At 69.6% G+C, this 18,949-nt stretch carries 26 protein-coding genes; 5 read left to right on the forward strand and 21 right to left on the reverse strand.

Annotation, left to right across the window (positions count from 1 at the left end; genetic code table 11):
* The coding region (locus ABD671_RS17010) for a zinc metalloprotease (RefSeq protein WP_344734631.1) at positions 1-710 on the forward strand (710 nt) is incomplete at its 5' end.
* 13 nt (positions 711-723) lie between these two features.
* The gene (locus ABD671_RS17015; RefSeq protein ID WP_344734632.1) at positions 724-1,431 is read left to right on the forward strand and encodes a hypothetical protein; all 708 of its coding nucleotides are present in this window, start codon (positions 724-726) and stop codon (positions 1,429-1,431) included.
* 347 nt (positions 1,432-1,778) lie between these two features.
* Here the strand turns inward: ABD671_RS17015 and ABD671_RS17020 are convergent, their stop codons facing one another.
* From ABD671_RS17020 to ABD671_RS17040, 5 genes are all read right to left on the reverse strand, one after another.
* The gene (locus ABD671_RS17020) at positions 1,779-2,531 is read right to left on the reverse strand and encodes a tyrosine-type recombinase/integrase (RefSeq protein ID WP_344734633.1); all 753 of its coding nucleotides are present in this window, start codon (positions 2,529-2,531) and stop codon (positions 1,779-1,781) included.
* 154 nt (positions 2,532-2,685) lie between these two features.
* Positions 2,686-3,396: an RES domain-containing protein gene (locus tag ABD671_RS17025; protein ID WP_344734634.1), complete on the reverse strand. Its 711-nt coding sequence runs from the start codon at positions 3,394-3,396 to the stop codon at positions 2,686-2,688.
* Between the two features lie 7 nt (positions 3,397-3,403).
* Positions 3,404-3,805 (reverse strand): hypothetical protein, encoded by a 402-nt coding sequence (locus tag ABD671_RS17030; RefSeq protein WP_224126734.1) that lies wholly within the window; start codon positions 3,803-3,805, stop codon positions 3,404-3,406.
* 179 nt (positions 3,806-3,984) lie between these two features.
* Positions 3,985-5,508, reverse strand: coding sequence for a hypothetical protein (locus ABD671_RS17035; protein WP_344734635.1), 1,524 nt, complete (start codon positions 5,506-5,508; stop codon positions 3,985-3,987).
* Complete coding sequence (locus ABD671_RS17040) at positions 5,498-5,860, reverse strand: hypothetical protein (protein WP_344734636.1); 363 nt, start codon at positions 5,858-5,860, stop codon at positions 5,498-5,500. Before ABD671_RS17040 ends, ABD671_RS17035 begins: the two co-directional genes overlap by 11 nt.
* Before the next feature lie 231 nt (positions 5,861-6,091).
* Here ABD671_RS17040 and ABD671_RS17045 point away from each other — a divergent pair, with 231 nt between their 5' ends.
* Positions 6,092-6,958: a hypothetical protein gene (locus tag ABD671_RS17045; RefSeq protein WP_344734637.1), complete on the forward strand. Its 867-nt coding sequence runs from the start codon at positions 6,092-6,094 to the stop codon at positions 6,956-6,958.
* A gap of 37 nt (positions 6,959-6,995) precedes the next feature.
* Here the strand turns inward: ABD671_RS17045 and ABD671_RS17050 are convergent, their stop codons facing one another.
* The 15 genes from ABD671_RS17050 to glnA form a co-directional block, all read right to left on the reverse strand.
* Positions 6,996-7,166, reverse strand: a complete 171-nt coding sequence (locus tag ABD671_RS17050; protein WP_344734638.1) for a hypothetical protein — start codon at positions 7,164-7,166, stop codon at positions 6,996-6,998.
* 10 nt (positions 7,167-7,176) lie between these two features.
* Positions 7,177-7,419 carry a hypothetical protein gene (locus ABD671_RS17055; protein ID WP_344734639.1) on the reverse strand — a complete coding sequence of 81 codons (243 nt, stop codon included), beginning with the start codon at positions 7,417-7,419 and terminating at the stop codon, positions 7,177-7,179.
* A gap of 117 nt (positions 7,420-7,536) precedes the next feature.
* Positions 7,537-7,986: a hypothetical protein gene (locus tag ABD671_RS17060; protein WP_344734640.1), complete on the reverse strand. Its 450-nt coding sequence runs from the start codon at positions 7,984-7,986 to the stop codon at positions 7,537-7,539.
* A gap of 16 nt (positions 7,987-8,002) precedes the next feature.
* Positions 8,003-8,539 carry a thermonuclease family protein gene (locus tag ABD671_RS17065; RefSeq protein WP_344734641.1) on the reverse strand — a complete coding sequence of 179 codons (537 nt, stop codon included), beginning with the start codon at positions 8,537-8,539 and terminating at the stop codon, positions 8,003-8,005.
* A complete protein-coding gene (locus ABD671_RS17070) occupies positions 8,536-9,792 on the reverse strand; it encodes a helix-turn-helix domain-containing protein (RefSeq protein WP_344734642.1) in 1,257 nt (418 codons plus the stop codon). The genes ABD671_RS17065 and ABD671_RS17070 overlap by 4 nt, the downstream gene beginning before the upstream one ends.
* A 14-nt stretch (positions 9,793-9,806) precedes the next feature.
* A complete protein-coding gene (locus tag ABD671_RS17075; RefSeq protein WP_344734643.1) occupies positions 9,807-10,523 on the reverse strand; it encodes a hypothetical protein in 717 nt (238 codons plus the stop codon).
* A complete protein-coding gene (locus ABD671_RS17080; RefSeq protein WP_224126744.1) occupies positions 10,520-10,687 on the reverse strand; it encodes a hypothetical protein in 168 nt (55 codons plus the stop codon). Before ABD671_RS17080 ends, ABD671_RS17075 begins: the two co-directional genes overlap by 4 nt.
* Positions 10,688-10,799: 112 nt before the next feature.
* Entirely contained in the window at positions 10,800-11,207 is a 408-nt protein-coding gene (locus ABD671_RS17085) for a hypothetical protein (protein ID WP_344734644.1), read from the reverse strand.
* Positions 11,208-11,606: 399 nt separating this feature from the next.
* On the reverse strand, positions 11,607-11,957 hold the full coding sequence (locus ABD671_RS17090) for a hypothetical protein (protein WP_224126746.1): 351 nt from the start codon (positions 11,955-11,957) through the stop codon (positions 11,607-11,609).
* 51 nt (positions 11,958-12,008) lie between these two features.
* Entirely contained in the window at positions 12,009-12,221 is a 213-nt protein-coding gene (locus tag ABD671_RS17095; RefSeq protein WP_344734645.1) for a hypothetical protein, read from the reverse strand.
* Positions 12,218-12,544 (reverse strand): tudor domain-containing protein, encoded by a 327-nt coding sequence (locus ABD671_RS17100; RefSeq protein WP_344734646.1) that lies wholly within the window; start codon positions 12,542-12,544, stop codon positions 12,218-12,220. Before ABD671_RS17100 ends, ABD671_RS17095 begins: the two co-directional genes overlap by 4 nt.
* Complete coding sequence (locus ABD671_RS17105) at positions 12,534-13,139, reverse strand: hypothetical protein (RefSeq protein WP_344734647.1); 606 nt, start codon at positions 13,137-13,139, stop codon at positions 12,534-12,536. Before ABD671_RS17105 ends, ABD671_RS17100 begins: the two co-directional genes overlap by 11 nt.
* Complete coding sequence (locus ABD671_RS17110) at positions 13,120-14,388, reverse strand: tyrosine-type recombinase/integrase (RefSeq protein ID WP_344734648.1); 1,269 nt, start codon at positions 14,386-14,388, stop codon at positions 13,120-13,122. Before ABD671_RS17110 ends, ABD671_RS17105 begins: the two co-directional genes overlap by 20 nt.
* Before the next feature lie 105 nt (positions 14,389-14,493).
* Positions 14,494-14,769, reverse strand: coding sequence for a helix-turn-helix transcriptional regulator (locus ABD671_RS17115; protein ID WP_344734649.1), 276 nt, complete (start codon positions 14,767-14,769; stop codon positions 14,494-14,496).
* Between the two features lie 395 nt (positions 14,770-15,164).
* Positions 15,165-16,586, reverse strand: a complete 1,422-nt coding sequence (gene glnA / locus ABD671_RS17120; protein WP_344734650.1) for a type I glutamate--ammonia ligase — start codon at positions 16,584-16,586, stop codon at positions 15,165-15,167.
* 182 nt (positions 16,587-16,768) lie between these two features.
* Here glnA and ABD671_RS17125 point away from each other — a divergent pair, with 182 nt between their 5' ends.
* Complete coding sequence (locus ABD671_RS17125) at positions 16,769-17,176, forward strand: RDD family protein (protein WP_344734651.1); 408 nt, start codon at positions 16,769-16,771, stop codon at positions 17,174-17,176.
* A gap of 41 nt (positions 17,177-17,217) precedes the next feature.
* Positions 17,218-18,078, forward strand: coding sequence for an SCO4651 family lipoprotein (locus ABD671_RS17130; RefSeq protein WP_344734652.1), 861 nt, complete (start codon positions 17,218-17,220; stop codon positions 18,076-18,078).
* 83 nt (positions 18,079-18,161) lie between these two features.
* On the opposite strand, the gene ABD671_RS17135 is transcribed toward ABD671_RS17130, so the two are convergent.
* Positions 18,162-18,896 carry a DUF4191 domain-containing protein gene (locus tag ABD671_RS17135; RefSeq protein ID WP_344734653.1) on the reverse strand — a complete coding sequence of 245 codons (735 nt, stop codon included), beginning with the start codon at positions 18,894-18,896 and terminating at the stop codon, positions 18,162-18,164.
* Between the last annotated feature and the right edge of the window lie 53 nt (positions 18,897-18,949).

The raw sequence follows: 18,949 nt of genomic DNA on the forward strand, positions 1-18,949 counted from the left end.
GCGGCCGCAGAAGCGGCCTGAACACCGCAACCGCTAAGCGTCAACCAAAGCGGGGGCAGTCCCTGGAACCGTTGCCGCCACCAGGACGTCACTTGTTCGTGAGGCTGAGGGAGCAGGCGATGGCGCCGGTTAAGGCGATCCTTGTTGCGGCGTTCGCCGCCGGAGTGGTCATCGGGGCAGGTTCCGATGCCATGGCGAACAACTTCGGGTCCACTGCGGCGTCGGGTGACCCGGTGAACCAGGTCAGCTTGGCGAACAACCTCCATCACCGTGTCGACTTCAAGAACACGACGTCGGAAGTCGGCGGCGCGGTGCAGTGGGCGCTCAACAACGCCTATCCCGACGCCGGCGTCACGTGGACCTGGGTCGACAGCGACAGCTTCGACGTTCGTGTTCGTGACTTCGGCGCGGGGGACAACGGCTTGTTCGCATGGGTGAACTGCCCGGACGCCGCCGACGAAGGCGGCACGAACCCGAACCGCTGGTGCTATGGCCAGATCCTGACCTGGAACCTGTACTCGGGATACGACTACGCGAACGACACGGTCCAGGAACGCCGCAGTCGAGGGTGCCATGAGCTCGGGCACACGTTCGGGCTTCGTCACCAACTCAATGACGACGCTGACCCCACGTGTATGCGGCTGTACAACCCGGATCGTGTTGCGCGCTTGTCCCAGCACGACATCAACCACATCAACAACAACTACTGATCAGGGGTGCGGGATGAACAGAACTAAGGTCGGCGGCATCGCAATTGCCGCCGTGCTTCTGGGTCTCGGCGGCGTCATCGTCGGCACCACCCTCGTCGACGAGGACAAGAGCCGGTCGACCGACGCGTCAGCGGCCGATCATCGCAGTGGCCAGGACTCCGAACGGGCACCATCCGAAGTAGCGAGGGCTTGGCGCAATCTCGCCCCGGGAGGTGCTGAGGAGGTTGAGCACTTCGACACGTTGACGGAGCTCAGTGACACCTCCGACGTGGTGGTCACGGGTGTGGTTACGGCAGCGTCGCCTGGGCGCGTGGTGGTCGATGGTGACCCGTCCGATGATGGGCTCACATATCAGTACCTGGAGCTCACCGTCGAGGTGGAGGACAACCTGGCGGAGGCCGGACGCACGCAGTATGCGGTTGAGTTCGGGCCGTACCTCGAAGAGGATCTCGCTGCTGCTGCCTGGCCCGGGGACCTCGTCGGCGATGAAGGCATCTTCGTTCTTCGCCGCAAGGGCTCAGCCAACCCGGAAACGGGCGCACCGCAGGTGGCTTCCGAGTTCGAGCTCAACAAGTATCGCCTCGTCAGCAGCCAGGGTCTCCTCCTCAATAACGGTGGCGAGGTTGCAGCGCCATTGGTCGAGGAGTCGGGATTCCCGAACAATCTCGAGGGTGCGGACTACGAGGCCACGGTGGCGCGAGTCGACGACCTAGCCGATTAGTCGCATTTTCGGGCGGGTTGTAGCGCTCTGACAGTTGAGCGCGTGGCCGCCGCGCGGGATCGTCCTGATTCATGCGCCGGGCCCCCGGCTCGGGAGGGCCGTGCCCACCTTCCTTCCCCACGGGAGGTGGGCACGGCACGGCTGTGGTGACTGAAGCGGGAGCGTTTCGAGGCTCCTGCTCGACATCGCTGCCAACGGTCGAGGCTTTGATGCTGAGACCGTGCGCTCGCGGGCCACAGATTGTGGCTATTTCACCCAAGACCCCGTGTGCCAGGTAGTCAGCCTCAAGCCGCTCGAACACGAATCAGCTATCCGACCCAGAGTCGCTGACGTTGAGCACCAGCGCCTCAGGACCGCTGGCCGCGGGGCACATGTGTCGGGAGTCCGAGCATCACGCTGCCGTCACGGGGTGGGGCTGTGGCCAGGATCTTGTCCTGGGCGGCTTGGAGGCTGATCTTGAGTTGTTGGACCTCGCCGGCCCAGCCGTGTCCTTCGGCCTCAGCGATGCGCTCGGTCAGGCTCTTCGCGATCGCCTCCAGTCGGCCGACCTGTTCTGGGTCGACGCGGAGTACTGGGCAGCGGATGCAGGCGTGTTCGTGTTCGCAGGTGGAGCCGTAGGGGCGGGCGCAGGAGCCGAGCTCGACCCGTCGGAGGGTGAAATGCTCTTCGAACTCGTCCCATTCTTCGGGGGTGGGTTCGCGGTACTCCTCCGGTGGTCGGGTCGAGCGGCGGCGGTCGACGAACGCGCGGTAGGTGCGGATCAGGTCGTCTTGGAACACCGCGGTGTAGGGCTGGGTGCTGTTGAGGTGCCGATGGCCGAGGATCCGGGAGGCGATGTGCAGCGGCAGGCCGTCTTGGACGGCGGTGGTCGTGAAGACCCGGCGGAAGTCGTGTGGCGTCAGGTGCAGGGGGTTGCCGGCGTGGTCGGTGAGCTCCTCGAGAACCAGCTCTGTGGAGCTGACGGGGTCCTGTTGGCCTACGGCCTCGACTCGCCGCCAGGCGTGGCCGGACGCTGGCGCCACGAGCAACTGAACTGGCTGGACACGGCACTCGGGGCACATGGACTGCCGACCTTCTGGGTCGGAGGTGCGCCGCGGCACCCGTCACGCTGGCAGCGCTGCACCTCGCGTCGCCACCCGGCCATCGCCTTTCGTGACGCCCTCGCGTTGGAGTTGACGCAGGTCTGAGGAGTACACCCGAGCCGTCGAATCCCGCTCGGACAACGCGATGTCGACGGCAACGCCCGCGGCTGCATCAGGACGCCGCCCAGCTGAGGCCGAGGATCCGGAAGGCCTCCTGGGCGTCGGGGTGCTCGGGGGAGAGGGCGTGGTGCTCGATCGCGTCGAGGGTCCGGCTGATCGCGGGGTCTTCGGCACGCTCGAACACCGCCCACAGCGATAGGTCGTCGCCGTGCCTGGAGGCGAAGGTGACGCCGTCGAGCTCGGTGGTCGCGTGGAGGTAGGTGGCCACCGACTGGGTGAGCGCTCGCGGCCGCCCGTCCTTGAGCGCGGCCGCGTCGAAGTCGTGCAGGTTCAGCAGGTGCGCGAGCGCGACGAACTGCGGCCGCAGGGCCGCGATCGACTCCGCGGCCGTCACCGCGCAGAACCGAGCCGACAGCGTCGCGCTCGCCGCCGAGCGCGGCTCGAGCCACGAGTAGGAGATCTCCCCGGCGCGGGCCGTCGGGTGCATCGCGGCGTCCTCGTCGTCCTCCTCGATGTCGTCGAGCTCGAGCGCGAGGGTCGGGTCGGGTCGGAAGCCGGCGAGGACCTCGAGCAGGCAAGCCAAGAGGGTGGAGCCGGCGTAGATGGTGCGGAAGTTTCCCTGCCGGTCGTCCCATCGGCCGTGGAACCTGCCATCGGCGCCGGCCCACTCCCAACCCGACCAGGCCCAGGGCTCCGGCTTGAAGCCGACGCGCCAGACCTGCTCGGCCGCGTTGACGACGACCAGCTGAGGTGCCTCGGTCACCCGCGAGTCACCCGGCCGCAGCGAATGCGCGCGCGGCCGCCAGGACACTGGGACCGATCTGCTCCAGGTCGCCCTCACGCAGCAGCCGTGCCGGCGCGACGTCGTCGAGGCGCGGGTTCATGCCCTGGAACCACGTCTGGACGACCGCCGCCGAGTCCTTTTCGCGCAGCAGAGCCGCGATCCGGTACGCCATCCGCAGCCGGTTGACCACCTCGGTTGACGGGGTCCGTGCGTCGGCCGAGTCGGCCCACTGGCGCACGGCGCGGGTCTCCTGGACCGAGCCCAGGTAGGCCACGAGCTTGGCTCCGAGCAGATCGCGCAGCCGTTCGACGAGTTCCGGCGTGGGCAGCCGAACCGACTCCTCGTAGGCGCGAAGGTCGCCGCGGGCGATGGTCGACTGGTTGTTCATACCTGCAGTGTGCCACTGCGGGGTGCGCAAACCAAGGGAAATCACAGGTTAAATCACATCCAAAAACCCACGTCGGACGGCGGCGTTCCCGTACCGCGGCGTCGCGAAGGAGAGCCCGTGGAGCCTGTGCTCCCGGGCCGGCGAATTGCCCCACTCGCCTGAACCCGGCGTCGTGCGGGTCATCGTCGAGCCGCAGCGGGCGTAGGGATTGGTGGGCGCCTGCCCTCAGGTGCGGCCCTGCTGCGCGAGCCAGGGACCGCGTCAGTCCTTGCCGGCTTGTGGTGGCGCTGATGCAGTGTGGCAGCTGCGGAGGCCGAGTTAGTCGCGTCTATTGCTGCGTCGCTGGCCGCTCGCAGGGTTTCTGAGACGGGCGGGGGGAGCAAGACCAGACGCTTGGCGAGGATGTCGGCCGGCGAGACCCAGACGACGTCGCCTTCGGCGGGAGGGGTGGCCAGTCCGGACTCGACGTCGTTGTGCGCTCGACGGGACAGTGCCCGGGCAGGTCCGATGAGGTTGGGGTTGTCCGCTCGCTCCGCGACTACGACCGCGAGTTCGGAGGAGGCCTCGACGGCGCGCAGGGTCGCTGTCACGGCTTGGGGGAGCCCCGGGCGTTCCGCGATCACCTCGGGGCTGGCGAGGGTGGTGGTGTCGTGGGTGATCTGGCGGTACGCGGCGCGGACCTCCGCGGCCGCGCGGGCCAGCGGCTCTCGGATCCGAGCGCCCGGGGGAGCGAGGTCGCCCCAGCGGCTGGCCAGGTTGCTCCAGGAGTAGCCGGCGTTGGCGATTGCGGGGACGAGCCGGTCGGAGGGCTCGAGGATGCCGGCAGTGGCGGCCGCGTCGACGAGCACCATGCTCGCGCCGGCGATGAGGCTCTGGGTGCGGGTGATGAGGAGGATGTTGGAGGGCTCGAGCTGACGGACCAGAGCTCGGTGGGTCTGGATGTCCCAGTTGGCCAGCGCCTGGAACAGTCGACTGGGGTCCTCGACAGGCCGGACCGCTTCGCCGGCGAGGGCCTGGGTGAACTGGTCGCTCAGGTAGCTGTGGGCGGTGTTCTCGCACGCAGTCATGCGGTCAAGCCATGCTCCGATGGGCGCGACGGCGTAAGGGGAGTGGTGCTGGGCGAGGCGGGCGCGGCGGCCGGACTCGCGGGCGTCGTTCACGCGGTCGCGGCCGTTGTGATGCAGCGCGACGTTGACGGCGTGAGCGGTCAGATAGAGCCCGTGCATGATCCTGGTGCGAGCTGCCTCGAGGTCGCGGTGGGCGTCGGACTGCTCTAGGGGGATCTCCGCGCCGTAAAGGCGCACAAGGGCCGCGGCGTTAACGAGAGTCTGGGTCATCTGGTCGAGCCGCGGGTTGGTCGGTCCTTGGCCCGGCCAGGCCGTGCGGCCGGTCAGGCTGGCCTCGATGGTGGCGGCCTGCGCAGCGAGGCTGGTCATCGGTCGGTCGCGCTCGTCGACGCCCGGCCGCCGGCCGGGCAGTGAGGCCCACAGGTCCTCCGCGGCCGCGACCATCGTGGGCCAGCTGCGCAGCAGGGTGCCGGCGTCGTCGCCGTCGACGTCGATGAGCAGCTGGCGGGCGAGGTAGTCGACGTCGAAGAGCATCTCGCCGATGCTGCGCACGTCGCGCGTGGTCATCGGGATCTGGTCGACGTCGAAGAGCTCCTGGTCGATGTCGGCGTACGCCAGGCGCAGGTCAGTAGCCAAGGCCGCGCGCTTCCCTGATGAGGTCGCACAGGTCGACGACCAGCTGTGAGCCGTGGATCAGGTCCGGCTGGTGCAGCGGCAGCGGCCGGGTCAGCTCCTCGGCGTCGGTGAGCAGTTGCAGCGGCGTGCGCTCCTCGAGCCTCTCGGCGTCGACGTCGGGCAGCTCGTAGTCCTCAGGCAGCAGGGTGCTGGCCTGGGAGTGCGCGAGGTAGACACCGAGCCCGAGGTCGTGCAGCGGCGAGTCGGCGGTGGCCCTGTCGGCGTCGCTCCACACCTGGGTGGCGGCCTGGTGTAGCAGGTGCGCGATCGAGCCGAGGCGGTCCCAGGTGCTGTCCGGGTTGAGGGTGTCCACAGGTGTTCCTTTCGATTGGAGGTCGGTCTGGCCCATGAACCCACGTCCTGGTCGGTCCTCGCTCCGCTGAGCGCGGGCTGTGGATAACTCGGGGTGGTGTCGGCGGCTGGGCACAAACTGGTCTCGTTCGCCTATGTCGGTCGGCGGTCGCCGAACGATCACCGCGAGCAAAGTCAAGAGATGCGCACTAGTGCTGATAGTTGGAGGGGGGTCGTGATGATGAGGTTCCCGATGACCGTGCTGAGGGTGGTGACACTGGTGCCGGCGCTGCTGGTGAGCTTCGTCCTGACCGTGGTGGTGTGCGCCCTGCTCCCTCCGGCGCTGGGCCTGCTGGCGTTCATGGCTGCCGGCGGGGTCCTGGTCGCGCTGGCCATGGGCCAGCTGCAGCGGCCGGCGATCGCGGCGCTGACCAGCTCGCGGCCGGCGACCGAGGCCGAGTTCCGGGTGATGGCGCCGGTGCTGGCAGAGCTGGGCGGCCGCGGCGTCGACATCGCCACGCTGTTCGTACGCCGGGCGCAGCGTCCAAGCACCCCGGTGGCGGTGGCGATCGGGCGGCGCACCGTGGTGGTCAGCCCGGGCCTGGTCGACGCGACGTACCGCGGCGGCGTGACCGGGACGGAGGCGGCCGCGGCGCTGGCCCATGCGGTCGGCCGACACCGGGCTCTGCGGCCGCGGCTGGAGCTGGCGGTGCTCGCGGCGACGACGCCCTGGCGGCTGATCGTGGCTGCGTTCCGCGGCATCGGCCGGGCCTTCGCCTGGCTGCCGTTCATGCGGCTGGCCTGGACGCTGCGCGGCGTCGTGGGCGTGATCTGCGTGGTGCAGTCCGTGGCCGAGGGCCGGTCCTGGGCCGGGCTCCTCGGGGGCGTGGTCATCGCGCTGACCTACGTGGTGCCGGTGGCCGGTCGGCGGATCGACCTGCGTGCTGAGGCAGAGGCCGACCAGTTCGTGCTCGGACTCGGTCTCGGCCCCGTGCTGGCGGGGCTGCTGCGGCGCTACGGCCACCCGATGACGTTCGAGCGGATGCAGCGCCTGGAGAACGCCACTGACCATGCCGCCGGGCAGCCTCAGCAGCCGCGGCTGCACCTGGTGCACGGCTGAGGCTGTTTCTCGGGCGGTTTCGGCGGCCGACGTCGGGCTACTCGTCGTCCTGGAAGCCGGACGTGGAGTGGTGCACGCAGCCGCGGCCGTTGCCCTCGTGCGGCTTGTGGTTCATGCACGGCAGCGATCCGAGCTTGTGTGAGCAGTCGGCCCACCGGATGTTCGAGACGTTCGAGGACTTGACGGTCGGCGCGAGCGCGGTTGCCATGGCTGCTTCCTCACCGGCGCGGGCCGCGGCGGCCGGGCTGGGGCCGCTGGTAGGCGGCCGTGTCGGTGTGGTCGTGCTGCCGGCCGGACCGGTGCACCTGCGCGATCTCGGCGTCGGGGGAGGGGCCGGTGTCAGCGGCCGCGGCCTGGGCAGCGGCAGCCTCGGTGGCACTGATCTCCTCGGCGCGCTGGCGGGCCTCTTCCTCGAGCGCGGCTTCCTCGAGCGCGGCTTCCTCGAGCGCGGCTTCACTCATGTGAACTCCTGGATCCCGTGGACCGGCACCGGCTGCGCCAGTCCTCCTTGGTCTCCTAAGTGCGAGCCGAGGCCCGGAGCGATCACCTCGGCCGATCCGTGTTCTCGGCCGGGCCAGTCAGGCCGGCTGCGCCAGCAGCGTGGCTCCCAGCCGCTGCGCGGTGTGCTCGAGGATCGCCCGGGATCCGCTCGTACCGGGCCGGTCGCAGGACGGGTGAGTGTCGAAGCCCTCCTCAACGACGATCCGGTGCAGCTGGCCACCGCAGGCACGACAGCGCCGGTCAGTGTGAGTGGGGCACTCCTCGACCGACACGGCGCAGGGCACGCATGCCGCGGTCGGCGGAGGGCTCACCTGGTGGTCGCGGTCCCAGTCGCGCCGCTGGCGCAGCAGCGTGGCGGTCTGTTCCCACAGCGCCTGCTCGAGGTGAGCCGGGGCCGGTCGGCCGAGCGCTTGGTCGACCGCGGCCTTGCGCAACTGCTCACCGCACCCGAGTACGCGTTCATCGACGCCGCGGCGGTAGCACCATCGGGCCAGTGTCTTCGCCGCGGTGGCCAGCTGCTCGTCCATGTGGGCCGCCCGGCTCTCAGCAGCTGCCCCACAGGCCGCGGCCAGCGTCCTGGGCATCGTCGACGGCCGTGGAGTAGGACTCCTCGCGGGCCAGCGCCGGCCCGGCCTCGTAGCGACGGGCGGCGCCACTGGCCAGGAGCTCGCCGGCCACGTCGACGTCATCGGCGTTTGTCGAGCGGTCGACGTAGCGCAGCAGCCGGTGGTAGCGATCACGGTTGGGCTGGCCGGTGTCGGTGACGAGCTCGGCGGTGCTGCCGACCGGAGCGAGCTGCTCGAGGAGCCTGGTGGCGTCCTCTGCGTAGCACTCGGCCGGCTCCGGCGGGTGCGCGACTTCGGGGGCGTCGATCCCGAGCAGCCGGACTCGGCCGAGCTGGCGGCCGCCGAGCGTCTCGACCCGGATCGTGTCGCCGTTGACGACGGCGGTCACACGCACCTGGGTGGTCGCGCCCTCGGTCGGCTCGGGGCCCGTCTGAGTGCCGGGTAGCGCGGCCTCGATCCCGCCGGCGGTCAGCGCGACGATCGCGGCCGCGGCCAGGCCGATCAGGGCCTTCACCGGGCGACCCTCAGCTGGGGGCGCTCAGCGGCGACAGGGACCGCTCGCTGCTGCTCGCGCAGGCCGGGGGAGCGGTGACCGGGCTCGGGGACATGCTCGACGACGTCACCGGCGCCGATGCTGCTGGCTGGCTGCTCGGGGAGATCCGCAGCGATCTTCGCGGCCAGGTCCCGCAGCGGCGGGGTCTTCTCGATGCGCCGGGTCGCGGACAGCACCGTGGTGTGGTCGCGGTCGAAGTGACGCGCGATCGCCGGCAGGCTGTGGCCGTGGATGCGGGCCGCGGTCATGGCCACGGCACGAGCGTCGGCGGCCGCCCGGCTGTGGTCGGCACCCAGGAGTACCTCCGGGGTGGTGCCGAAGGCCTCCGCGGCCGCGACTACGGCGTGCTCGACCGGCCCGTCAGGCTCGAAGGTCGAGGTCGGCGCCGCGGCGGGGATCTCCGCGGCAACGGGCGGAGGGTCCTCGGGGAGGTCGGCGGCGATCTTCTCGGCCAGGCCGTTCAGTGCGCGGGACTTCGCGATGCGACGGGTCGCCTGGAGCACCGTGGTGTGGTCGCGGTCGAAGTGACGCGCGATCGCCGGGAGGCTGTGCCCCTGGGTGCGGGCCGCGGTCATCGCGACCGCACGGCCGTCGGCGGCCGCCCGGCTGCGGTCGGCACCCAGCAGGACCTCCGGTGTGGTCCCGAAGGCCTCCGCGGCCGCCACAACCGCATGCTCGACCGGGCCGTCAGGCTCGAACGTCGACGCCGGCGGCTGCAGGGGGACCAGCGTGGCCTCGGGGCGGGGGAGTTGGGCGGTGTAGCGGTCGTTGACGTGCGCGGTGACGCGCGCCGCGGCGTCGGCCAGGCGCGGTCGCTCGGCCGTGCGGCGTACGGCGTGGATCACCGAGCCGTGGTCCTTGTCGAAGTGCTCGGCAATCACCGGCAGGGACAGACCGACCTCGCGTGCGGCGGTCATGGCCACCGCCCGGGCGTCGCTGACCGGTCGGCTGCGTTCGGCGCTGCGGATCGCCTCCGGAGTGGTGCCGAACATCGGGGCGGCAGCGTTGATCGCCAGCTCGCACACCGCGGCGGGGCCGGTCGCGGAGGAAGTGGGTGGGCTCTGGTCGACCTGGACGGCCAGCACCGTCACCAGGGACCGCAGCTGCTCGGCGTCGAGCGGTGCGATCAGCTCGGCGACCTGGTCGTGCTCGCCGTTGCTGGCCGCATCGAGGATGAGGCCCGCCTGCTGGCGGCCGCCCTGGTCGAGGTCCATGACGCGCCTCTCGCCTACCGCGCCGGGGATCCGACGCTCGGTGCTGCCTGATGCGGGATCTGGACGCGGCCCTGCTCGGCCATGCGCCGGCGGGCGTTGTCGGTGATCTCGGTCGCGATGCCGGCCGACTGGCGGGCGCTGGCTGCGGCGTGGTCGACGACGTTCTCGAGCAGGCGCACGTCCTCGTCGGCGCGGCCCAGCTCCTTGCCGGCGGTTGCGATGCTTCGCTCGAGGGTGACCGGCTCCAGCAGCGACGGCGGAGTCACTTGCTGAGCGGCCAGGTGCGCGCTCTCGACATGCTGGGCGGCCAGCCGGGCCATCGGCTTGGCCAGGTCGATCATCTCGCCGACAACCGCAAGCCTCGGCTTCAGCTGCGCGACGTCGCGGGCGCGAGCGGGATCGGTGGTGTCGGCGTCCAGCAGGAGGAGGTCGTGGGCGTCGATGACCGCCTGCGAGGCGCGTTCCAGGTGCCCGGTGAGCTCGTCGGTCAGCTCGGCGTTGTCGCTGCAGCGGCGCTGCAGGCGGCTCAGGTGCTCGGCGGCGGCCTCGAGGTAGTAGTCGCCGCGGTCGGAGAGTCGCGCCTTGGCCGAGTCGAGCTCGGCGTCGTCGAGCACCCGTAGCGCGGAGTTGATCGTGGTGTGCAGCTCCTCGACGACATGGCGGGCCCGGCTCACCGCCTGCTCGGCCATGAAGACGGCGTCGGCGGCGTGGAGGGCGGTGTCGGTGGTCATGCCGGGTCACCGCCTCGTGCTCGGGCGGGGGAGGTGCTGCCCGCTGGGGGCAGGACCTCGCGGAGCCGATCGAGCGCGGCCAGCGCCTGCTCGAGGTGGTTGCGGGCCTCCTGAACCGGGTCACGGTCGGCCGCGGCGGACGGGGATTCGGTGGGCGTGCTCACGGGCAGCTCCTTGGTGGACCGGGGTCATCTCTCAGTCACCAAAGGAAGGTCGACCCGTCGGGGCGATCACCCGACGCGAAGAAATCTCGCGGCCGCGCGGCGGGGCCTTGGGTCAGGGCTGGTCCCAGGGCATCGACTCCTGCCCGTCGTCGACGCCCTGGCTGATGGTGTGGGCCGTGGCGTTGCGCGCGGCTTCGAGGTGCTTGTGGAGGTCGACCGCGAGGCTCCGGGCTTCCTCCAGGTACAGGCGCGCCACGCCGATGGCCATGGCTGGGTCGGACTCGTCGGTCATCGTTTCCATGCTGAGCACCTGGTGGGCCTGGGCCTGCTCGAGCGCGCTGGAGAGCTGCGAGAACGCTTGGGGGAGCGCGGCCGCGAGTTCGGCGAACTCCGCGAGCTGGTCAGAGGTCTCGGACGGGATCTGGTCCTGCTCCCACATGGTGGCGCGGTTGAAGCCGTTGACGTTCGCGCGGGCCGCCTGCGCGTGCCCGCCGGCGCCGAGCTGGTCGTTGCCGTCCACTGACGTGCCCTTCCTGCCGTGAGGTAGGGCTTGAGTCTCGCGGATCTTGCTGCCCGGTGCGCGCGACCGGTGGCGGGGCTGTGGACAACCGCAGGGTGCCTTCCAGGCGTGCGGGGCGGGAGACTGATCGGCCATGGACGACCAGGCGGCCTTGATCGCACGGCGGGTCGCGCTCGCCGCGGCGGCCTGGTATAACGAGCCGGCCGACATCGAGGCCTACCGCCGGCTCGCCGCGGCGGTGGGGAGTGGAACGCCTACACCTCATTGCAGCTCGAGGCCGGCGACGTCGACGAGCTGCTCGACGACCTGGCCGACGTCGCCCCGCCGACTCAGCTCGGGCAGGGCGTTGCCGAGCTGGAGGCTCTCCTACGCAGACAGGCCCCTGCTCAAGCTCTGAGATCAGCGGGCGATGCCCGGGCCCCAGCTACCTGGGGTGTCGCCAGCGGGCGCCGTCCTCGGCGAGAGCCGGCGGCGGGCCGCCTCGTCGGGGCTCTCGGCCGGCGGCCCGACCTCCTCGACGTCGAGGTCGACCAAGGATGCGCGGCCAGCTGGTTGGGCGGTCGCGCTCAGTGATTCGGCCAGGTCCTCGATGTCGGCCTCCAGGACCTGCTCGAGGATGTCGGCGATGCTCGCGGGGGAGCCGTCGCAGTCGGCTGCCAGGGCCTCAGCCAGTTGATCGAGGGCGGCGTTGCCGCGGGCGGTGAAGGTTACGACTCCGGGGACCGGGATCTCGGCTGGGGAAGTGCTCATGGTCCACCTCGCTTTCCTGATCACCTACGTGCACAGGAGGGGCGGGAGCGATCAGCTCGCAGGGACCAGTTCGCGCTCGACCCGCAGGGAGATGATCCGCCAGCCCTCAGGAACGCGCCGGCGCGCTGCCTCGAGCGCGTGGTCGTAGTCGACGTCCTCGACGATCAACTCGTCTCGGCCGAGGGCGTAGTCGCCGCGGGGGTCGGGCGGGATCTCCTGCACCGTGGCGTGCAGGGTGAGCTTCTGTTCCGCGGCGTCGATCACAGGGCCTGAGAGTAGGGCCGCAGCTCGTGGTGATCGCGCCAGGCCTGGTCGCCGTCGTCGAACTCGACTGTCCATTCGTCGACCGCGGTCCGCTCGACGATCGTGGCTGGAACCCAGACCGCCGCGGCGTCGCGGTGGAGGCCGCCGAGGACCTCGACGCGCGAGCCGTCGGCGAAGGGATTGTGAGATCCCAGGTACTCGCTGACGGTCTCCTCAAGCGGGGTGTTGCCGCCCCGGGGCGCTGCGTTGACCCACTGCTCAAGCGGGTCGGTCCGGGCCCAGCTCAGCGCGAGGCCCGCGACGTAGTTCGCATCAGTTGCCACTGCCGTTCTCCTCGCCCTGGCTGAACATGGTGCGGGCGCGCTCGTGGCTGATGTGTCCGTTGGGGTCAGTGCCCTCGGTCCACAGCTGCTGGCGGTAGCCGTCGCCCTCTGGGGTGGCGCCGACGTAGTCCGGGATCGACCCGTTCGGGAACGGCGGGTAGGTGGCTGTGATGCCCCGCTCACCCTTCACCACGGCGTCTAGGGAGAAGGTCAGTGCGCGCGGGTAGTGGCGGCGCACCCACGTCTCAGTCCGGCTCCAGACGGCGTCGTAGGCGTCCTGGTCGCCGCGGCCGTCGCTGGCCTCGACGGCCGTGCGGTAGGCCTGCCAGATGTCGTAGGCCTCGCGGTCCTTCGCGCGGTTCTCGATGAGCACCGGGAGGCAGCCGCACTCCTCGCCCTCGTCGTGGTGGAATCCGATGCAGCGGTCGTCGCTGCAGCCGCACTCGTCTCCGCGCCATTCGGTCTCCGGCACCCACTGGCGTTCGTCGGCCTCGTCGGTCATCTCTTTGAGCCACCCGCCGTAGGCGATCCAGTCGCGCACGGTGATGCCCGCGTCCGCCAGGATTCGGCGGGCTTCACTGTTGAGCTTCGTCATCGGTGGCCTCAGCGGTCGAAGGGGATAGGAACAGTCTGGTAGCGGGGGCAGCACTGCTCTGGGTTTTCCACAGGGGTTGTTCGAGTTCCGTCTTAGGCCGGTCGCACGCGCGGCGCCCGGCGTCAAACGCTGCATCCACAGCCGCTCGCGTTCGCTCAGAACTGCTGGGCATCAGGTGCGTGTAGGTGCGCAAGGTGAAGCCCGGGTCGCTGTGGCCGAGGTACTCCGACACCGCGCGAATCGATTCGCCAGCATCCAGGAGTACGGACGCGTACCAGTGACGTAGGGCGTGCATGCCGTTGTCGCGCGATTGCTCGATGCCCACCGCGGCTTGGGCGGGCTTCCACAGCCGCGTGTTGAAGTAGTTGCGGTTGAGGGCTGAGCGTTCGCGTGTGGTGAGGATGAGTCCTGCGCTCGCTTGCCTCTCCGCCTGGGGCATTCCCCATGGAAGGGTGACGCTGCGGCGTGGGTAGGTCGCGAGATGGTTGCTGAGTTCCGTCGCGACGCTCTGGGGCAAGGGCACGGTTCGGGTCTTGTTGCCCTTTGGGAGGCCAAACGCCAGGCGGTTGCCTCCGAATACCTTCACCTGCCGCCTGACCTCCACGACTCCGCGGAGGAAGTCGACGTCTTCGACCGCGAGTCCGAATACCTCGCCTTGACGTAGCCCCAGCCCTGAGCCCAACGTGACTGCAATCCTGTACTGCGACGGAAGCGCATCGTGCATGGAGGAGACCCAGTCGGTGGGCCAGGGAACCACCTTGCGGCGCGACGTGGTGGGCCGCGTGACGGAACTGGCCTTGCACGGATTCTTCGCGATCATGTCGTCGTCAACAGCGGCCGAGAAGATGGCGGAGACGTTGGAGAAGATGACGCTCCGGTAGGTCTCGGCCATCTCCATCGATCGCAGGAGCTTCTGGATCGTCGATGGTTTGATCTGGCGCAGTTCGAGGTGGCCCAGGGTCGGGAAGACGTGGAGCCTGAGTCGGATTTCGGTCGCTTCGTATGTCAGCGGACTGAAGGTCCGACTTTCCAACCACTCCTCGGCGTAGGTCCGAAACGACAACTTGCCAGCGTCGACGTCGAGATAAGTCCCCCTGAGTTTGTCCGCCTCGACAGTGTTGCGGAAAGCGACGGCCTCGGCCTTACGCCTGAAGGTCTTGCGGCGTTGCCGGCCTTCGGGATCGCGGTAGTTGACGACGTACCGGGGGGTGCCGTCATCGGCTGGCCTGCCCGCACTAATGCTGGCCATGGCTGTCCTTCGCACAGTCCGACGTACGCGCAAGGTTGGCTGAAGACCGTCTCCCCGTCTGGGACGATGTGACCGATGCTCGGCCAGACCGAGGAACTGACGCGATCACGGATTCTCTTCGAGTTGAACCGTCCAGTTGATGACGGTTGCTGCTCGCCAGCGCAGGTGTTTGCCGACACGGAAACCGGCAGGCCCGTATCCCGTCGTACGCCAGGAGTAGATGGTCTGTTTGGTGACGCCCAAGTAGGACGCGACATCGTCGATGTCCCACAGCTCCTGAGCGTCGACAAGCCTGGGTGACCGGCCGCGGGGGACTCCCCGACGTCGGGGGCCGAAGGTCCCTGGCTCTGCAGCCGGTGCGTTCGAGTTCGTTGCCATCATCAAGCCCCTCCTTGCGGCGTTGACGGACGTTTGGTCTACGGGCACCTACGTCCGACGACGGGTCGGGAGCGATCAAACTGAAGAAACGGATCTGGCAGCGACCCGGTCGAGCCGGCGGGGGACAGGTCGCTAGGCCGAGCGAAGCGACGGAGCTGACTCGGGCGCCTGGGCTGCTGCATCGGACGCGCCCGGGTGCGTCGCTGGGCGACGGCGAGGAATCAAGTGTCGCGCAAGGCGATGGTCCCGAGATTTGTACCGAATTTGTAACCGACCAGCGGCTAACAACAGCAAACGCCGCCGAGTGACCAAAGGGTCGCTCGACGGCGTTTCTGCAGGTCAGCGGCTGTTGGTTGCGGTCATTCGGCGTCGCTGAAGGACCGGAGCCGGCGGCCCGGTTAGATGTCGTAATACAGCTCGAACTCGTGCGGGTGCGGGCGCAGCTGCACGGGGGCGATCTCGTTGGTGCGCTTGTAGTCGACCCAGGTCTCGATGAGGTCCGGGGTGAAGACGTCGCCGCGGGTGAGGAACTCGTGGTCCTCCTCGAGCGCGGTGAGCACTGCGCCGAGGGAGGTCGGCACCTGGGCGATGTCGGCCATCTCGTCCGGCGGGAGCTCGTAGATGTCCTTGTCGATCGGGGCGGCGGGCTCCGTCTTGTTCTGGATGCCGTCGAGGCCGGCCAGCATGAGGGCGGCGAAGGCGAGGTAGGGGTTCGCCGACGGGTCGGGGAACCGGGTCTCGATGCGCTTGGCCTTCGGGTTGGAGCCGGTGATCGGGATGCGCACGGACGCCGAGCGGTTGCGCGAGGAGTACACGAGCGAGATGGGGGCCTCGTAGCCCGGCACCAGACGGTGGTAGGAGTTCACGGTCGGGTTGGTGAACGCCAGCAGCGCCGGGGCGTGGGCGAGGATGCCGCCGATGTACCAGCGGGCGAGGTCGGAGAGGCCGCCGTAGCCGGTCTCGTCGTAGAAGAGCGGCGAGCCGTCCTTCCACAGCGACTGGTGCACGTGCATACCCGAGCCGTTGTCGCCGAAGATCGGCTTCGGCATGAAGGTGACCGACTTGCCCTGCTCCCAGGCGGTGTTCTTGATGAGGTACTTGAACTTCATCACGTCGTCCGCGGCCTTGAGCAGCGTGTCGAACTTGTAGTTGATCTCCGCCTGGCCCGCGGTGCCGACCTCGTGGTGGGCCCGCTCGACCTGGAGGCCGCAGGCCTCGAGGTTCTTCACCATGTCGGCGCGCAGGTCGCTGTAGTGGTCGTAGGGCTCGACGGGGAAGTAGCCGCCCTTGAGGCGGGTCTTGTAACCCTTGTTGTCGCCGTCGTCCTTGCCCGAGTTCCACCAGCCCTCGACGGAGTCGATGTGGTAGTAGCCCTCGTTCACGCCGGTGGAGTAGCGGACGTTGTCGAAGATGTAGAACTCGGCCTCGGGCGCGAAGAACGCGGTGTCGGCGATGCCGGTGGTCGCGAGGTAGGCCAGCGCCTTCTTCGCCACGTTGCGCGGGTCACGGGAGTAGGCCTCGCCGGTGATCGGGTCGTGGATGAAGAAGTTCAGGTTGAGCGTCTTGGCCTTGCGGAACGGGTCGATGTAGGCCGTGGTCGGGTCGGGGAACAGCGACATGTCCGACTCGTTGATGGCCTGGAAGCCGCGGATGGAGGAGCCGTCGAAGCCGAGGCCGTCGTCGAAGACGGACTGGTCGAACGACGACACCGGCACCGTGAAGTGCTGCATGACGCCGGGAAGGTCGCAGAAGCGGACATCGATCATCTCGACGCCCTCGTCCTTGACGTACTTGAGCAGCTCCTCGCTGTTCTGGAACATTCGTCCTCCTTGGGCGCCCCGCGAGGCGACCGCCGACACGTGGGTGGATGAGCACAGGGGGCTGTGCCGTGGTGCCGCCAGCGTAGGAGCCGGGCGGTTTCCAGACCGTATCGCCATTGTTTCGCGGGCGTAACAGCATGACGAGGACTGGGACGTCGCCACCGCCGCCCTAAGGTGGCCGCGTGCAGCTGAACACCGCGTCCTGGGCGCACCGCGCCGGGGCCCTCGTCATCGACTGGATCGCCAGCATCTTCGCCACCGGACTCTTCGTGCCGGTCTACGGCGACGACGCCCCCACCTGGTCGGGCTTCGCGGTGCTCGGCGTCTTCGTGCTCGAGTCGGCGCTGTTCACCGCCACCGCCGGCGGCTCGTTCGGTCAGCTCGCCGCCCGGCTGCGCGTCGTCCGCGTCGACGGCGACCCGCGGCCGCTGGCGCTGCTCGTCGCCCTGGCCCGCCAGATCCTCGTGGCCGCCGTGATCCCGCCGCTGGTCTTCCGCCCCGACGGCCGCGGCCTGCACGACATGGCCGCGAAGTCGGCCACGGTGCCGTTGGAGGAGTACCGCCGCCTCACCGGGCGCGCCACGGCCTAGGTGCACCTAGGCTGGACCTCATCGACTCGGGAAGGATCCCCATGACCCACCGCCCCCTGCGCCTCTCGGCCGCCGCCGTCCTGCTGCCCCTCGCGCTCACGCTCACCGCCTGCGGCGGCGACGACGAGGCGGCCTCCGACGCCGCCACGCCCACCTCCAGCGCGAGCACGGCCGCCACCCCGGACGACTCCGCGAGCGCCTCCGACGCCGCCGACACCGGGGAGGCCGGCGAGGAGTCCGGCTCGCCGATCACCGCCGACGACGTGATCGCGCTCTACAGCAAGGCCTTCGAGGGCGCCACGAGCGCCAAGCTGAGCATGACCGGCGGCATCAGCGGCCAGACCTTCACCGCGACCGGTGCCGGCGACTACGCCGCCGGCGACCCGCAGCTCGCGCTCAGCATGGACATGGGCGCCGCCGGCCTCGGCTCGGTCGACATGCGGCTGGTCGGGAAGAACATCTACATGAAGTTCCAGGGCACGAACGGCAAGTGGGTGGTCTTCCCCCTCGACGACCCCACCGGTCCGCTGGCCTCGCTGGGCAACGTCATGGAGCAGTTCGACCCGCGCTCCGGTCTCACCTCGCTGAAGAAGGCCTTCATCAAGGGCAGCTACCTCGGCGAGGACGACGTCGAGGGCCGCAGCACGAAGAAGTACACCTTCACCGTCGACACCCTGAAGTCGATCGGCGACCTGCCCGGCATGACCCCGCAGGTCATCAAGCAGCTGCCGAAGACCACCACCCAGACCGTCTGGATCGACGACGACGGCCGTCTGGCCAAGGTCGTCTCGGGCTTCGAGGGCCAGCAGGTCACGGTCGTCTACAGCGACTGGGGCTCGAAGGTCGACATCAGCGCACCGCCGAAGAGCCAGATCACCGACGTGTCGTCCTTCGCCGGCTGACCGGCCGAGCACCGCGACGACGAAGGGCCGCCGAGATCGTTCTCGGCGCCCCTTCGTCGTTCGTAAGAAGGCGGGGGAGCGGCTCAGCGGCCCCGCATGTTCTGACGCATGCCCTTCATGTTGGTCGGCACCGGGCCCTTGGGCAGCGGGATGTTCGACCGGTTGGCGTCGAGCGCACGCAGGCGGGCCAGGATGTCGGTCTGCTCGGCGGGCTTGACCTTGCGGCCGAGCTTCTGCACGTGACGCACCAGCTTGTCGAGCGGCACCTCGCCCTCGCCGCGTCCGCAGATCACCTCGTGCACCGGGGTCTCGGCCAGCACCCGCTCGTGCTTCTTGCGCTCGGAGGCGAGCAGCTGCTTCACCCGGGCGGCCGAGCTGCCCTCGCCGACGAGCACGATGCCCGGCGGGCCCACGACCCGGTGGACGACGTCCTGCTGACGGGTGAAGGCCACCGCCGGGTCGGTGCGCCAGCCGCGGCGCAGCATCGACAGCGCGGCCGCGGCGGCACCGGGCTGGCCGTCCATCTGGCTGTACGCCGAGCGCTGGGCGCGACGCGAGAAGACGATCATCGTGGCCAGCGAGCCGGTCAGGAAGCCGCCGACGACGGCGAGGATCCACTCCAGGACGCCGCCGCCGGGCAGGATCTTGAAGAGCGCGAAGCCCGCGGCGAAGGCCACCACGAAGGTGCCCAGCAGCCAGCGTCCGATCGCCGGGTCGCTGCGCTTGGTGATGCGGTAGGTCTCGATGAACTGCTGCCGGCGCCCCATGGCGGAGGCTTCGGCTGCGGTCTTCGCGGACTGCTCGGTCTTCTTGGCCATCGGCGGCGGGCTGCCTTTGCTGGTCGTGGGGTGGTGCGGGTCGGACCCGAGAG

The sequence above is a fragment of the Nocardioides fonticola genome (genome assembly GCF_039536805.1).
GTDB lineage: Bacteria > Actinomycetota > Actinomycetes > Propionibacteriales > Nocardioidaceae > Nocardioides > Nocardioides fonticola.

Excerpts from the sequence above, each read along its gene's own strand:
- ABD671_RS17110 (WP_344734648.1), bottom strand. The coding sequence starts at position 14,388 with ATGGCCAGCATTAGTGCGGGCAGGCCAGCCGATGACGGCACCCCCCGG.
- ABD671_RS17015 (WP_344734632.1), top strand. The coding sequence starts at position 724 with ATGAACAGAACTAAGGTCGGCGGCATCGCAATTGCCGCCGTGCTTCTG.
- glnA (WP_344734650.1), bottom strand. The coding sequence starts at position 16,586 with ATGTTCCAGAACAGCGAGGAGCTGCTCAAGTACGTCAAGGACGAGGGC.
- ABD671_RS17070 (WP_344734642.1), bottom strand. The coding sequence starts at position 9,792 with ATGGACCTCGACCAGGGCGGCCGCCAGCAGGCGGGCCTCATCCTCGAT.
- ABD671_RS17090 (WP_224126746.1), bottom strand. The coding sequence starts at position 11,957 with ATGAGCACTTCCCCAGCCGAGATCCCGGTCCCCGGAGTCGTAACCTTC.
- ABD671_RS17075 (WP_344734643.1), bottom strand. The coding sequence starts at position 10,523 with ATGACCACCGACACCGCCCTCCACGCCGCCGACGCCGTCTTCATGGCC.
- ABD671_RS17115 (WP_344734649.1), bottom strand. The coding sequence starts at position 14,769 with ATGATGGCAACGAACTCGAACGCACCGGCTGCAGAGCCAGGGACCTTC.
- ABD671_RS17105 (WP_344734647.1), bottom strand. The coding sequence starts at position 13,139 with ATGACGAAGCTCAACAGTGAAGCCCGCCGAATCCTGGCGGACGCGGGC.
- ABD671_RS17130 (WP_344734652.1), top strand. The coding sequence starts at position 17,218 with ATGACCCACCGCCCCCTGCGCCTCTCGGCCGCCGCCGTCCTGCTGCCC.
- ABD671_RS17055 (WP_344734639.1), bottom strand. The coding sequence starts at position 7,419 with ATGAGTGAAGCCGCGCTCGAGGAAGCCGCGCTCGAGGAAGCCGCGCTC.
- ABD671_RS17050 (WP_344734638.1), bottom strand. The coding sequence starts at position 7,166 with ATGGCAACCGCGCTCGCGCCGACCGTCAAGTCCTCGAACGTCTCGAAC.
- ABD671_RS17060 (WP_344734640.1), bottom strand. The coding sequence starts at position 7,986 with ATGGACGAGCAGCTGGCCACCGCGGCGAAGACACTGGCCCGATGGTGC.
- ABD671_RS17135 (WP_344734653.1), bottom strand. The coding sequence starts at position 18,896 with ATGGCCAAGAAGACCGAGCAGTCCGCGAAGACCGCAGCCGAAGCCTCC.
- ABD671_RS17045 (WP_344734637.1), top strand. The coding sequence starts at position 6,092 with ATGACCGTGCTGAGGGTGGTGACACTGGTGCCGGCGCTGCTGGTGAGC.
- ABD671_RS17030 (WP_224126734.1), bottom strand. The coding sequence starts at position 3,805 with ATGAACAACCAGTCGACCATCGCCCGCGGCGACCTTCGCGCCTACGAG.